Origin of the sequence: Gilvimarinus agarilyticus (assembly GCF_000832015.1) — a bacterium.
Lineage (GTDB): Bacteria > Pseudomonadota > Gammaproteobacteria > Pseudomonadales > Cellvibrionaceae > Gilvimarinus > Gilvimarinus agarilyticus.
The window spans coordinates 1,863,900-1,878,740 of sequence record NZ_JXCJ01000001.1 but is presented as its reverse complement, the minus strand read 5'-3'; the positions used below and the strand labels follow the sequence as shown (position 1 = coordinate 1,878,740).

Here is a 14,841-nt window from a genome sequence, read left to right as displayed (position 1 = left end):
CCCGCGCTATTGGCTTATACGCCCCGTGGCGTAAAACATTATTCTAACAAATAAAGAGGTCTAACAAACAAAAAGAGCCCCATCGCGTACGACGGGGCTCTTTTCAGTTCGGCGCCGGGGCAAAGCCCCTTAGCCGAGTCTCAGGTGCGAACGTTTTAAGCGCTTACAACGCTAACAAAACGACGGTTGTGCTCACCTTTAACGTCAAATTTAATTTGACCGTCTGCCTTGGCAAACAAAGTGTGATCTTTACCGATACCTACGTTGGCGCCGGCGTGGAACTTGGTGCCGCGCTGACGAACGATAATGCTACCTGCAGAAACTGTTTGGCCGCCGAAACATTTAACGCCAAGGCGTTTACTTTCCGAATCGCGACCGTTACGAGTACTACCGCCTGCTTTTTTATGAGCCATGAGTCAACTCCTGGATTAACCTGTGATACCGGTGATTTTTACTTCAGTAAACCACTGACGGTGGCCCTGACGCTTCATAGAGTGCTTACGACGACGGAACTTGATGATTTTCACCTTATCCGCACGGCCGTGGCTGACTACCTCGGCAGTCACTTTGGCACCATCGACAATCGGACCGCCAATTTTGACGTCATCACCGTTGGCAACCAGATAAACTTTATCGAATTCGATCTTCTCGCCAGTGGCGACTTCGATTTTTTCGAGCTTCAGGGTTTCACCTTCCACTACGCGATGCTGCTTACCACCGCTTTCAAAAATAGCGTACATATATGCTCCAATCGTCTTGGACGGCACGAAGTTACGCAGCTTTGCCACGTATTTAAAGGACTTGCGCCGTATCATCAGCTTTAGGGGCCGCGATTTTAGGCGAAACCGCCCCCCATGGCAAGACTTATCAGCAATTATTTAGTGTATATTATGTATCTGTATTGCCAACGAAAATACTACCCGAGCGCGACCGAGCCGCCCCTTGGTGTTATGGCCTGCGAGACCCTATAATGCCGAGTCTTTTATGATCGTATACTTATCATCAACCCACAAACGCAGGGAATTTTGGCCCCAATGCAAGAGCAATATCACCCCTCCGAGGTAGAATCTAACGCCCAGCAACACTGGGAAGAACACCAAAGCTTTGCAGTACGCGAGGATACCAGCCGCGAGAAGTTCTACTGCCTGGCCATGTTCCCCTACCCCAGCGGCAAGCTACACATGGGGCATGTGCGAAACTATACCATCTCGGACGTGATCGCCCGCTTCCAGCGTATGCAGGGCAAAAACGTTCTGCACCCAATGGGTTGGGATGCCTTTGGCCTGCCGGCCGAAAACGCCGCCATCAAAAACAACACCGCACCGGCCAAATGGACTTACTCTAACGTTGATTACATGAAGGGCCAGCTTAAGCAGCTGGGTTTTGGCTTTGACTGGTCTCGCGAACTGGCGACCTGCCAAAGCGACTATTACCGTTGGGAGCAGTGGTTTTTTACCCGTCTGTACGAAAAAGGCCTGGTGTATAAAAAGAACTCGGCAGTTAACTGGTGCCCAGAAGACCAAACCGTACTCGCCAATGAACAGGTAGAAGACGGCTGCTGCTGGCGCTGCGGCACCACCGTACAGCGCCGTGAGCTGGCCCAGTGGTTTATTAAAATCACCGCCTACGCCGACGAGCTGCTAAAAGACCTCGACAAGCTGCCCCACTGGCCCGAGCAGGTTAAAACCATGCAGCGCAACTGGATCGGCAAAAGCCGCGGCATTGATATGCGCTTTGACCTGACCCAGGCGGTGGGCGAGCACACCGGCTTCGACGTCTATACCACCCGCCCCGACACCATTATGGGCGTAACCTACGTCAGCCTCGCCGCCGAGCACCCGATTGCCGCCGAGCTTGCCGCCAACAACCCAGCTCTTGCGGCTTTTATAGATGAGTGCAAAGAGCAATCCGTTGCCGAGGCCGACATGGCCGCCATGGACAAAAAAGGTATGGATACCGGCTTGAAAGCGCAGCACCCGATAACCGGCGACGAAGTCTCGGTGTGGGTCGCCAACTATGTTCTGATGGATTACGGCTCAGGCGCAGTGATGGCAGTGCCTGCCCACGACCAACGCGACTTTGAATTTGCCCAGCAGTACGGGCTGCCCATTCAGCAAGTGGTTGCCCCCAAAGGCGGCAGTGAGATCGACCTTAGCAAAGAAGCCTTTGTCGACAAAGGCGTGCTGGTTAATTCGGGCGAATACGACGGACTGGACTTTAAAGCCGCCTTCGATGCCATCGCCCAAACCTTAAAGGCCGCGCAAAAAGGCCAGGTGCAAACCAACTACCGCCTGCGCGACTGGGGGGTGTCCCGCCAGCGTTATTGGGGCACGCCAATCCCAATGCTTAACTTACCGAACGGCGGCGAAATTCCGGTGCCGGCCAGCAAGTTACCCGTTTTGCTGCCTGAAGATGTGGTCATGGACGGCGTACAATCGCCCATTAAAGCCGACCCCGAGTGGCGCAAAACCGAGATCGACGGCCAACCCGCCGAGCGCGAGACTGACACCTTTGATACCTTTATGGAGTCATCCTGGTACTACGCCCGCTACACCTGCCCCAACTACACCGAGGGCATGCTCGACTCCGACGCCGCCAATTACTGGCTGCCAGTGGACCAATACGTGGGCGGTATCGAGCACGCCATCTTGCACCTTTTATACGCGCGCTTTTTTCACAAGCTGATGCGCGACGAAGGCCTGGTAGAGTGCGATGAGCCATTTGAGAGCCTACTTTGTCAGGGTATGGTGCTTAAAGACGGCACCAAAATGAGTAAATCCAAGGGCAACACCGTCGACCCGGCCGAACTCATCGAGCAGTACGGCGCTGATACGGTGCGCTTGTTCTCAATGTTTGCCGCCCCTCCCGAGCAGAGCATGGAGTGGAGCGACTCTGGCGTTGAGGGCGCACACCGCTTTTTGCGTCGCCTGTGGAAGAGCCTGCACGGCCACTTAGCCGCCGGCACGCCCGACACCCTGGATGCCGACAGCCTGGACGACACCCAGCGTGACTTGCGCCGCAAAACCCACGAGACCATCCATAAAGTCAGCGACGACTACGGCCGCCGACAAACCTTTAACACCGCCATCGCCGCCGTGATGGAGCTGATGAACGACGTCAGCAAGCTGGCCGATCGCAGCACAGGCCAGGGATTAGCGGTCGAGCGTGAAGCCCTGAGCGCCGCTATTTTGCTGCTGGCCCCGATCGTGCCGCACATCAGCCACTCACTGTGGCAAGCCCTGGGGCACAGCGATATTCCGCTGGATGCCCCTTGGCCGAGCGTCGATGAAGCTGCCCTCAAACGCAGCAGCATCGAAATTGTGGTTCAGGTCAACGGCAAGGTACGCGATAAAGTGCAAGCTCCGGTGGATGCCGAGCGCGCCGATGTCGAGGCACTGGCATTGGCACAACAAAATGTGCAGCGCTTTATTGAAGGCGCCACGGTACGCAAAGTGATTGTGGTGCCCAACAAACTCGTCAACATCGTTGCCAATTAAAAGGAATTGTTCATGAAAGCGCTGATTTTAAGCCTATCACTGCTACTGCTTACCAGTGCCTGTGGCTGGCATTTGCGCGGCAGCCTGAACCCTCCGCTGGATATCGAGCGAATTTACGTCGTCAGCACCGAAGAGCACACCGAGCTGCTGCGTGAGCTAGAACGCTCGCTCGCCAGTCAGGATATCGATATTGTGGACCGCGACGAAAACCCCGAGTACATATTGGCCCTGGGTGATGAAACCACCCGTCGCCGTACGGTGGGCATTGGGGCCGACACCCTCGCCAGCGCTTATTCGATTACGCTTATGGTGCAATACCAGATTTTAACCACTGACAACGTGCCGTTAGGCGAGCAGGAGCAGGCGCGTGTCACCCGCACCTACGACGCCACCGACTCCACTGGCCTGGAGCGCGAAGAAGAAATTCTGATGGGCGAAATGCGCATAGACTTAGTGCAACAAATGATGCGTCGCGCTTATATTTTACTGCAGAACGACGACAGCGGCGCCGATGGCGAAACTACGCAGTGAACAACTCAGCCGTGCGCTGAACGGTGCGCTGGCCCCTATTTACCTGGTTAGCGGCGACGAGCCGCTACTGGTGCAAGAGGCCTGCGATGCCATACGAAACGCCGCCCGGGCTCAGGATTTTACTGAGCGAGAGCTGCACCACGTAGACCCAAGCTTCGACTGGGGGGTACTGCACGCCAGCGCCAACAGTTTATCGCTGTTTGCCAGCAAAAAAATCATTGAGCTGCGCATTCCCAACGGTAAACCCGGCGACAAAGGCGCCCGGGCGCTCACCGAATACGCCAGCGCTCCACCGGACGACACCCTACTGCTGATTGTAACCGGCAAGCTGGACGGTAGCGCACAGCGTAGCAAATGGTACAAAGCCCTGGAGTCTGCCGGCGCCCACTTAGCCATTTGGCCGGTGGATGCTGCACAACTACCACGCTGGGTGGGCGCCCGCCTGCAAAGCGCCGGGCTCAGTGCCGATAGCGGTGCCATCGACCTGCTGGTATCGCGTATCGAGGGTAACCTGCTGGCCGCCGTGCAAGAGATCGAAAAGCTCAAGCTGCTCACCGACGACGGCGTTATCAGCAGTCAGTTGATGGCATCTGTGGTCGCCGATAGCGCCCGCTACGATATTTTTACCCTGGCCGATAAAGCCTTGGCCGGAGACGCGCGCGGCGCCGTTAAAAGCCTGCACGGGCTCCGTTCAGAGGGCACCGAAGCACCCGCCGTACTCTGGGCATTGACCCGGGATATTCGCCAACTGCTGCAATGCGCACAACTGATCGCCCAAGGCCGGCACAAAGACTGGGCCATGAAACAAGCCGGCGTCTGGGCCAAACGCCAAGCCATTATGGGCACCGCCCTTAACCGCTTAAGCGGCGCTCAGCTGCAACTCCTGTTACGCCAGGCCAACGGTATAGACCGCGCCATTAAAGGCATGCGCAACGCCAACCCGTGGGACGAGCTGCTCGACTTAGTCCTAAGCTTTTCCGGTGTGGTAAGCTTAAAGCCCGCCAATGTACGCCTTGGCCTAAAACTCTAAAAACAACTACGCAACAAAGACCTCATGCCATGAAGAAATCACTAAAAACCCTATTAACCGCCGCTCTACTTACTGTTGTAACCGGTTACTCCGCTATAGGTAACGCCCTGCCCGCCACCGAGCCGGTACCGCGCACCAAGCAATTTGAATGGATGAGCCTGTCCACTTGGTACCAAAAGCACGCCGACGACGTCAAAGTGGCCGAGGCCGGAAAAGCGCGGATAGTAATTTTAGGCGACTCCATCACCGACGGTTGGAGCAATGCCCCCTCGATTTGGGAGGCAACGTTTGGCGCGTATCACCCGGCCAACTTTGGCATTGGTGGCGACTTAACCCAAAACCTGTTGTGGCGCTTGGATAACGGCGCAACAGAAGCCCTCAACCCCGAGGTTGTAGTGCTGTTGATCGGGGTAAATAACTTTTTACACAACAACACCAGCGCCCAAGACACCTTTACCGGTGTAGAGGCCGTGGTTAACCGCGTTTTAAGCGGCTACCCCAACGCTCACATCGTATTACAAGGCATCTTTCCCTACGGCGAAATGCCGGATACACCCGAGCGCCAGCGGGTCAAAGCGGCCAATACCCTTATTAAAACCCTGGCCGATAACGACCGGATTGACTACTACGACTTTGGCCCACTTTTTCTAGAAGCCGACGGCCGGATTAGCACCGAGGTAATGCCAGATCACCTGCACCCCTCGGTACAGGGCTATCAAATATGGGCCGAGGCGCTTGGCCCGGTGGTGTCTGAATTATTCAATGTCGAGGCGCAGTAACAATGAAGCCACTGTTAATACTGCTATTGGCCACTCTGGCAGGCGCCGGCTGCGCCTCACAAAACAACAGCACAACCCAAAGGTTTGCCCCGCAAGACACCCAAATCCGCTGGAGCGGCCGGACTGCGGCCACCGAAGGCGCCGGAGTGCGCTTTGGCTACCCCAGTGTTAGCGCCAACCTCGCCATTACTGGCGGCACGCTCTCGGTAATGGCGCACAGCAGCAAGCCGGGCACTTACTTAGCGGTTACCGTGGATGACCAGCCCCGGCGCCGCTTCGAGCTCGCCACCGAGCCGCGCCTGTACCCGCTGGTCACCGACGATGGCAAAGCCCACAACATTCGCCTAAGCCACCTCGGCGAAACCTGGCGCGGCATCGTCACCGTCGACCACTTTGAGCTCACCAATGGCCAGCTACAGGCCCCACCCAAAGCCCCGAGCCGCAAACTGCTGGTAATTGGCGACTCAGTCACCTGCGGGGAGGGCGTGCACCGCCCCGCGGACAACAACTGTGAAGCCGGAGCCAGCTGGCCCGACCCGGACAACTCTTACGGCATGTTGCTGGGGCGCGAACTTAACGCCGAAACCCAACTGGTGTGCTACGGTGGGCGCGGTTTAACCCGCAGCTGGAACGGCCGCACCGATGAAGCACAAGCGCCACAGTTTTTTTACCAGGCCATCGCCGACAGCGAGGCTCCAGCCGCCGATTTAACAGCGTTTGTACCCGATGTGATTTTAATTTCGCTGGGCACCAACGACTTTAGCCTTGGCATAGGCCCACTGCCCGAGCGCGAGCACTTTGTGTCCACCTACGTCGACTTTACCCAACGCCTGCTGGCACTCTACCCCGACGCCGAAATAGCGCTTACTGAGGGCGCCATCGTCAATGATAACGCCGACCCCGAACGCCCACAGAAAACCGTGCTGCGCGAATACATTGCCGCCACCGTAGAGCAACTAGGCAGCCCACGAGTACGACAAGTTTTATCACAATATCACCCAGGGGATAAGTGCGATGCCCACCCCACGGGCGCACAACATCGTGCCATGGCGCACGAGCTGCAACCGCTCATCGGGCCACTGTTTTAAGCGGCTGCGATGCACCAATCTCGGGCTATTTTCCGCTTCGAAATAAAATGCGCCAAAAATTCGAACCATCACATTAATTCACCTTCTAATACTTGTAATAGTGGCGCGCGTAACGCAAAGTTAAGCTAGCCTTTTGGTTTTTATCGCAGGTAAGTTATTGCCCTTATTGGCTAAACGATAAAACCAAACAACAATGTTGTAATAATCAGGTGGGACATATGAGTGAGAGCAAGGCACCCAATAACACAGTCGTGTTAGTGATTGCGGTTATCGTTATAGTGCTACTGGCGGGCTTTATTTACTGGTATCAAAGCTCCGCCCCCGAGCCCGAATTAACCCCTGCTCCCCCCGCGGTAGCGCCCGAACCTGTCGCCCCCGCGCCCGAGCCCAAACCGGCCCCCATGCCAGAGCCAGAGCCTCAGGCTGAACCAGAACCCGTCGCCGAAGTCGAGCCACCCGAGCCCGAAATCGAGCTGCCGCCACTGGACAGCAGCGACGAATTTGTCAACGAGCAACTAAGCCCAGAAATCGAAGCGCCCCTCATAGGCCTGATCGTGCCCGATGAAGTCGTGCGCAAAACTGTGCGCGCCGTCATCGGCGTGGCCGACAATCGTCTGGTCAACCAGTACCGCCCGGTTATGTCGCCCCTGCCCACCATGAAGGTAATCGAAACCACCAGCGGCCCCGACGCCGAGTACCGCTTAACCGAAGACAATTACCAACGCTACGAGCGCCACTTAAAACTGATGGAATCCATCGAACCGGCGACACTCGCCAGCATGTACCAAGAAATGGCACCCATCTTTAACGAAGCCTACGCCGAGCAAGGCCTTGAAGGCGACTTTAAAGAAGTTGCGCTAAACGCGATCAATAACATGCTCGCCACCCCCGAGGTAAACAAACCGCTAACGCTACAGCGCCCAGCGGTCATGTACACCTTCGCCGACCCCAAACTCGAAGCCCTACCCGACCCACAAAAACTCATGCTGCGCATGGGGCCCGAGAATCGCAAGCGGGTTAAAGCGTATTTGGAAGAGTTGAAGGTGGAGTTGGAGAAGATTGATTAGCGGGGGGCGTTGATTGACGGGAAACGGAGAATGGTTAACGGGTAACGAAAGGGCCAGATCAATGTTTTGATTTGGCCCTTTTTTATTAGAGCTACCAGCTAACGCGAATCTTTATACGTCCGAATGACCGAATAAATCAGTGCTTTTAGCAGCCCTAGCGGGTGCATTGCTCTACCGCTTTTTATTAAATTATTTTTTAGTATTGTGAGAGACGACATAAATTTGCGGCAATTTTGGAGTGGCGAAGCCGCGGAGATATTATCCGACAATATTGTCTTGTTAGGCCTTCGGCTCGTTAAGCCGCTCGTGCCACTCCCGGTAGGGAGTGTTCTGGACAAGATGGCGATTGAAGTCCTTAGTGCCGTCTTGCCACCACACAGGCCCGCGCTCACCTAGAGCCACCTTCGCATCATTCACCGAGCGTCGCGCTGCGGCCAGACGGGCATCGTCACTTGCAGCCTTGGCCGCCTTGACCTCGCGGCGAGCGCTCATCAGATTTTGGACATAAGAGGCACGCTCGGGCTCAGAAAGATGCGGATTGGCGACGCGCCACAACCGCCCGCGAACCACCATGTACCGCCCATCGGGAGTCACTGGATATTTCATGCTAATCTAACGCGCGCCGCCCTCGGCGTCGCCTTTGAGCGACTTGTTAAGCTTTCGATGAGCCAGGTACGTACCCGCGAAAATGCTCGCTATCAAAACAGCAAAATGAATAGCCGACCCCAGAGAACTTTCAAGATCAGGCACGCCATGACGAGCTATTATGTATCCATAAGTCGAAAGCACGATCAAGCCGCCAGTAATCAACCAGCTCTTACCAAAAGACCACATCGAGATATAAGAAAGGAGAGCGGCCCCAACCCCTATGCCGATAAATTGAACTACCAGCACTTGCCAGAGCACTAGTAGCACAGAAGAGCTAGCAACTGCCTTGGGGACAGCTATTGCCGACGTAAAGCCTATACCTACAATGCTCAAGGCACCGAGAGTTAGTCCGGGGAGGAGACCTGCAAAAAAGTCGTTTCTGATTCTATTCACTGGATGTACCTTACGTCCGATTAACGTTGCCATAAACGGCGCGAGCTTGCGAGCGTCCGGCGACCAGAGGGAGCGGATTTAATGGCCTTGTTATGCTTGTACATTCGCCGATCCTTAATCTTAATAAACAGCGGCAACTTATCTCACGTATAAAAGGCAAGCTGGTCCAAAGTGAGAACAGCCTGCAGTGCGCGTGTTATCGTGTAGCTTTCCTGCGTTGCCGCACCATGGCCAACTGCGTGACGAGAGTTCGAACCTCCTGTTTTAGTAACCGGATCGAAGTTTGCAAATGTAAACTCACTCAAATATCGGCCAAATGCTTTTGGGAACAATAATGTGTTAGATCCACCCGCTTTTCTTTCAGCGGATTGCTCTGCAAATCCTAGCAGACCTTTGAGTTTTGCCCCTTGCCCGTTGTGAGCGGCTCGATGCGCCTCATTGAGAACACCCTCTATTTCGGTAAGAATAATCTTTATTACAGCTATGGGTTCACGATTATTGAAGGCTGCTATTGCGGCTTTCAGTAGTTCTTGCTTAACACCAAAGTGTGGTTTAGCAAGCCAACGCTCTAGGATTCTCTCCATGCGCTTCTCATCAAAGTTTTTAATAAGCTTTTCTTCTATCTCCTCTAAATCAAAGCCAGCTTCGCAGTGATTAAGAACCTCCTTAAACTCAGAAGTAATAATTTCTGCAAATGGGAACCACCCTGAAAGCAGCAATCGATCAAAAAGCGCTACGTTATCAAGAGCATCATATAGGTGCTTGTAGCGCATTTGTCGGTATAGCGTACCTAGCGTAGTTTCAAACTCTTGCAGATCAAGCTTCTCATCGGGATTCATGTCAAATGCGAAACCAAAGCGCCAGTCTTGCCGAAACAAGCAAAGAACCTTGTCTTTCTCTCCAATTTCCACACATGGAAATCCCATGCCCCTCACATCCGCGATGTCACGCTCAAAAATTACGGTGCCAGCTTTCATGGATCGATTAACCACACATTTAAAGCTAACCGCCGCCTTATCTAGCCATAGTTCAGCGCTATTATCGGACTTCAAGATAAGGAGCGCCGTGTCTGCGCTGCGAAGATTGACGGCGATGCCAGCCTGATTGGCCATGTGATTAATCACACCCGCAAGACTATCAACTAGCCGATGAAACAACGGTTCGTCCGACGTTAAAGCCAATCTAGTCCATATTTTGATGTTTTGCCCACCCTTTGCAGGCTCTGCTGAAAACCCAGTCAGTGACTCTATATTATGAAACCGTAGCGGCTCACCAATATTGCGAACACTACCTACAGTCGCTGTTTTGTCATCCGATAGCGTCATCTCTAGAATTCCTTCGGTATATCCAGTTTGCCTCTTGAGTGCACTTCACAGGCAAAAGCGCGATTCATGGGAAATCTGGATAACAGTTTATTAGTGTGCGAGTTGAAAAGTGCGCCCGGCAACCTATTTCTTTCAGAATACACTTTAGCAGCAAGACACACCCCACTGACTTTAAAATGAAAAAACCACCAAACCGCTTATCTTAAAAAGTCAAAGTAAGCCGGCACTATTTGTCGCTGGCAACCCAACTCATTAACAATGAACACAGCATCCGCAACGTAAGCCTTTGTTTTTAATTAAATTAAAAACCAGTGCGAGCTATTTTTGCAATTTAAAAGTGATCCTGCTCGCAATAAGCGCGCGATTGCGCGTTTTGGTGATAAGGGAGAAAGGAACTTAAAGCAAACCTCCATTTAAACACTGCTCTCCGTCTTAATACGCGTCGATATTATGTAAGCGCTTTTATCCACCGATACTAACCGATAATGATTTTTATGCCAAGCCGGGAATACGGGGATAACGCTGAATACCCAATCGACGACTGAGGGCACACAAGGCAGTGGTCAACCAATGCAGCCGTATAGCACCAAAACACTTCGTAGCTAACAAAGCCACTGGATACCGGCTCAAGACCGGTATGACGAAGTAGAGCAGTTGAGGTAGCCGTTGTCGATCAAGCCACCTACGAAGTACCGCCTTTAGATCCCCTGCAGCCAGCCGAGCGGAGGCCTATTTTAGTGGGTAAGTACGCATGGACGCGTACGCAAGCTATCGTCACGCCATGGACGGCGTGTCGATGCGGCCCGCTAAAATCGGCCGGAGCGAGGGGACCCGAAGGGCTGAGATGCCGGGGTGGCCTCTTTTGGTGACTTTTCTGGCCAAACAGAAAAGTCACTCGCCCGCCCGGCGACCGAGGGCACACAAGGCAGTAGTCAACCAAAGCAACCATATAGCACCGAATCACTTCGTAGCTAACAAAGCCACTGGATACCGGCTCAAGGCCGGTATGACGAAATAGACAAACAAACGCAGCACGGGCCGGCCCCGTCAGCTACGAAGTACCGTCTTTAGATCCCCTGCAGCCAGCCGAGCGGAGGACTATTTTAGTGGGTAAGTGAGCAGGACGCTCACGCAAGTCTCGTCAGTGCAGGGACGCACTGTCGAGACGGCCCGCTAAAATCGGCTGGAGCGAGGGGACCCGTTAGGGCTGAGATGCCGGGGTGGCCTCTTTTGGTTACTTTTCTGGCCAAACAGAAAAGTCACTCGCCCGCCCGGCGACCGAGGGCACACAAGGCAGTAGTCAACCAATGCAATCGTTTAGCACAGAATCACTTCGTAGCTAACCAAGCCACTGGATACCGGCTCAAGGCCAGCATGCCGAAAAAACCGACTAGCAGCACCAACCCACTACCGCCCCCCATCCCCCACTCCCGGCCCAAACGGCTTGGTCAACAAAATCAACTTAGGCAACAGGGTTAACGAGCCGAGTATCGCGGCAAACATCGCCAGCGCAGTTAGCAAACCAAAATAAATGGACGGAATGAAATTTGAGAACGCCAATATCGAGAAGCCGACAATAATAATCACCGCCGTGTAATACATTGCCCGGCCAATTGAGGCATGGGAGCGGTGCATGGCCTCGACATAGTCGCCGCAGCGGCGCAGCTCATCGCGAAAGCGGTACAAATAGTGAATCGCGTGATCGACGCCGACGCCGACGGTAATGGCGGCAATGGTAATGGTCATCATATCCAGCGGCACGCCGGTTAAGCCCATGCCACCCAGCACCACACCGGCCGCCAGTAGGTTGGGCAGCAGCGAGATAATGGCCACTGTCAGCGAGCGGAACAGCACCAAAAACATAAACATAATGCCCAAAAATACCGCACCTAAAGTCACAATTTGTGAGCGAAACAAGCTTTGCAGCATGTTGTTGTACAGCACCAGCATGCCGGTAAAGTGCACTTGCTCGGGTGCAAAGCCCACCTCGTTAATGGCGTAGTTGCGAATTTTTTCGACCAACTCGACGCGCTTTAAATCTTTGCTGGTTTCTTTTACCCGCAAGGTAATACGCGTTTGCTGATTGGCATCAGAGATATAAGGGTCAACCAAAAAACCGCGAATATCATCAGACAACATATTGCGCATTACACCGAGCTCAAAGTTGTTTAGCCGGCCGCCGTTAATGTCTTGCGCCACCTCGTACATAGTTGCCAAAGATTGAACCTTACCCACCTCGGGTAAAGACTCCAGGTAGCGGTGCAGCTGATCGATGGCATCGAGCGACACGGTGGTAAACCACTCGCTTTGCCCGCTCGCGGCCTCGCCTGCGGAGTCTTCGCCAAACGGGTCTTCGCCAAACGGGTCGTCACCAAAAGATGGCTCCGCCGGTGCCTCGGCAAATGGGTCGCCTTCGCCAAAGGGATCATCGCTGGCGCCCGGCTCGCTGCTGGTTGCGGACGTTTCATTGCCAGCAACCGGCTCGCTTGCCTTAGGGGCATCGATAATAATATCCAGGCTAACCGTACCGCCCAACTGCTGATCGATAACCGACATACCCTGATAAATTTCGGTATCTGAGTGGAAGTAATCGATAAACCGGTTCTCGACTTTTAACAGTGAGATTCCGTAACCGCTGATTATCGCGGCCACCAGGGCCACAGCAATAACCAAGCGCCCGTGAAACTCGGCCACACGCGAAAAGCGCATGGTGGTAGCGGCTGTTTTATCGCCGCTATCGCGAGGCTCGCCTTTGGCAAGCAGCATAAGCCCGGCCGGCAGCAACAAAAACGCCAGCACGAGGGCCAGGCTCAGCCCCATGGTCATCATCCAACCAAAGTCGATCACCGGGCGAATATCGCTCACCACCAGCGAGACGAAAGCGACAATTGTTGTGAGCGCTGTGTACAGACAGGGCTTAACCATTTGGCTGGCGGTGGTGATTACCAGGTCGGCCTGAGACCACTCGGGGTTAGCGGCATGCAGCTCGCGGTAACGCACAACCAAATGAATGGTAATAGCCAGCGTCATAATCAACAGCAGGGCCACAAAGTTAGAGGAGATAACCGTCAGCCGCCAATCCACCCAGCTCAGCAGCCCCAGCATAATCACTACGGCCATTAAACACACCGACAGCGGCAGTACCACAAAACGCAGCTGACGAAAAATAATAGCCAGCATCAAAATGACAAACACCACAATGGCGGTGCCAAAGATCACCAGATCACTGCGGATAAACTCGATCATATCGTTGGTGATCATACTGACGCCGCCAAGAAATACCTCGGCTTTATCGTCGTAACCACTGAGGATCGTGCGAATCTCTTCGACCCGCTCATGGTCGCGGGCGGTTAGCTTCGTGCGGTAGGCCAAAAACTCGGCACTTACCTGCTCTAGCCGCTCAGCCTCGGCATCCGTTAGGGCTTGCTCGCGCATTTTAGCCCGCAGCGCGTCGCGCTCGCGCACCAGCTCAATGTAGTGATTATTAACCTGTAAGTTGAGCTGTATGGCCGTGGTGGAGCTATCGGGCGATAGCAACGTATCGCGGTAAATGGGGCTGGTTAAAAACTCCTCGCGCGCTTGCTCGCGGTCAACCCCCGGTGTCATCAAGGTCCGGGTTGACTCTTTTTGTTCTGCCAGGCTGCGCACCGGGCTATAGAGCAAGGGCACATCTAAAATCGAATTAATATTCTTAACGCCCTCAACCGCCGCTAACTCATCGCGCAACGACTGCAAGGTTTGTAGCGATTCATCGGATAACATGGGCGCTTTGGGGCTGTAGGTTACCACCAAAAAGTCGCCACTTTGATAGCGCTTATTAATTTCGCGAAAGTAATCGAGCGAGTTATCGCTCTCGAGCGTGAGCGAGTCGGCCGAGGCATCCAGCTTAAAGTTGGGTAAGCCGAAGGCGGCAAAAATAGTGAGTGCCACCAAAGCGGCGATAACCAGCAGCGGTCGCTGAGTAATAAGATAACGGTAGGCCGCAAAAAGCTTAGCTGACATGATGGCTCGATAACTCCTGTAAGTGCTGTGGTTTACACCACGGCTAATAATTGAGCGGTTAACCACCCGTGGCGGCTACCGCTTTTGCTATATGTGTGTGCCCGGCATCGGTTTAACGATCGGAGTGGCCCAGATCGCGCTCGGGACAAATCAGATCGCGCAGGCGCTGTTTAAGCTCTTTGGCCTCGGGGAAACCGCCATCGCGCTGACGCTCCCACACCAGCGTATCGCCCAGCCAAATGGCAAACACACCGCCCTCACCCGGATGCAGGCTCACTTCGTCGAGCTCGTCGGGAAAACTGCCAAGTAACTCTTGCGCGAGCCAAGCGGCTCGTAACATCCACCGGCATAAATTACAGTAGTGGATGACTACCCGGGTTTGCGCCACCGGAGGCGCACTAAAATCGTCAAACGGCATACTATTTACCCGTATCGCGTTAAATGGCCAGAGCTGACCGCAACACTGCGCACAACTGACTAA

Annotated in this window: 13 protein-coding genes; 6 read left to right on the top strand and 7 right to left on the bottom strand. The window is 54.1% G+C overall.

The genetic code is table 11. The features are described 5' to 3' along the window. Nucleotides 1-155: 155 nt before the first annotated feature. Both rpmA and rplU read right to left on the bottom strand, forming a co-directional pair. Nucleotides 156-413, bottom strand: a complete 258-nt coding sequence (gene rpmA, locus SD69_RS08010; RefSeq protein ID WP_041522800.1) for a 50S ribosomal protein L27 — start codon at nt 411-413, stop codon at nt 156-158. Between the two features lie 15 nt (nt 414-428). After that, nucleotides 429-740, bottom strand: coding sequence for a 50S ribosomal protein L21 (gene rplU / locus SD69_RS08005; protein ID WP_041522799.1), 312 nt, complete (start codon nt 738-740; stop codon nt 429-431). A gap of 294 nt (nt 741-1,034) precedes the next feature. Here rplU and leuS point away from each other — a divergent pair, with 294 nt between their 5' ends. The 6 genes from leuS to SD69_RS18045 all read left to right on the top strand — a co-directional run bounded on the left by leuS (nt 1,035) and on the right by SD69_RS18045 (nt 7,992). Further along, nucleotides 1,035-3,497, top strand: coding sequence for a leucine--tRNA ligase (leuS, locus tag SD69_RS08000; RefSeq protein WP_041522798.1), 2,463 nt, complete (start codon nt 1,035-1,037; stop codon nt 3,495-3,497). A gap of 12 nt (nt 3,498-3,509) precedes the next feature. Then, nucleotides 3,510-4,028, top strand: coding sequence for an LPS-assembly lipoprotein LptE (locus SD69_RS07995; RefSeq protein ID WP_041522797.1), 519 nt, complete (start codon nt 3,510-3,512; stop codon nt 4,026-4,028). Next, the gene (holA, locus tag SD69_RS07990) at nt 4,009-5,058 is read left to right on the top strand and encodes a DNA polymerase III subunit delta (protein WP_041522796.1); all 1,050 of its coding nucleotides are present in this window, start codon (nt 4,009-4,011) and stop codon (nt 5,056-5,058) included. The genes SD69_RS07995 and holA overlap by 20 nt, the downstream gene beginning before the upstream one ends. A 29-nt stretch (nt 5,059-5,087) precedes the next feature. Then, nucleotides 5,088-5,837: a GDSL-type esterase/lipase family protein gene (locus tag SD69_RS07985; RefSeq protein ID WP_041522795.1), complete on the top strand. Its 750-nt coding sequence runs from the start codon at nt 5,088-5,090 to the stop codon at nt 5,835-5,837. A 2-nt stretch (nt 5,838-5,839) separates the two neighbouring features. Further along, nucleotides 5,840-6,925 carry an SGNH/GDSL hydrolase family protein gene (locus tag SD69_RS07980; RefSeq protein WP_052480982.1) on the top strand — a complete coding sequence of 362 codons (1,086 nt, stop codon included), beginning with the start codon at nt 5,840-5,842 and terminating at the stop codon, nt 6,923-6,925. Between the two features lie 218 nt (nt 6,926-7,143). Next, a complete protein-coding gene (locus tag SD69_RS18045) occupies nt 7,144-7,992 on the top strand; it encodes a DUF3014 domain-containing protein (RefSeq protein ID WP_052480981.1) in 849 nt (282 codons plus the stop codon). Between the two features lie 279 nt (nt 7,993-8,271). Here the strand turns inward: SD69_RS18045 and SD69_RS07970 are convergent, their stop codons facing one another. The 5 genes from SD69_RS07970 to SD69_RS07945 all read right to left on the bottom strand — a co-directional run bounded on the left by SD69_RS07970 (nt 8,272) and on the right by SD69_RS07945 (nt 14,778). Further along, the gene (locus SD69_RS07970; RefSeq protein WP_041522794.1) at nt 8,272-8,598 is read right to left on the bottom strand and encodes a hypothetical protein; all 327 of its coding nucleotides are present in this window, start codon (nt 8,596-8,598) and stop codon (nt 8,272-8,274) included. A 6-nt stretch (nt 8,599-8,604) separates the two neighbouring features. Further along, nucleotides 8,605-9,033, bottom strand: coding sequence for a hypothetical protein (locus SD69_RS07965; protein ID WP_041522793.1), 429 nt, complete (start codon nt 9,031-9,033; stop codon nt 8,605-8,607). A 143-nt stretch (nt 9,034-9,176) separates the two neighbouring features. Next, the gene (locus SD69_RS18930; protein ID WP_052480980.1) at nt 9,177-10,358 is read right to left on the bottom strand and encodes a hypothetical protein; all 1,182 of its coding nucleotides are present in this window, start codon (nt 10,356-10,358) and stop codon (nt 9,177-9,179) included. A 1,407-nt stretch (nt 10,359-11,765) separates the two neighbouring features. Next, nucleotides 11,766-14,360, bottom strand: coding sequence for an efflux RND transporter permease subunit (locus tag SD69_RS07950; protein WP_041522791.1), 2,595 nt, complete (start codon nt 14,358-14,360; stop codon nt 11,766-11,768). 112 nt (nt 14,361-14,472) lie between these two features. Further along, nucleotides 14,473-14,778: a SelT/SelW/SelH family protein gene (locus SD69_RS07945; RefSeq protein WP_052480979.1), complete on the bottom strand. Its 306-nt coding sequence runs from the start codon at nt 14,776-14,778 to the stop codon at nt 14,473-14,475. Between the last annotated feature and the right edge of the window lie 63 nt (nt 14,779-14,841).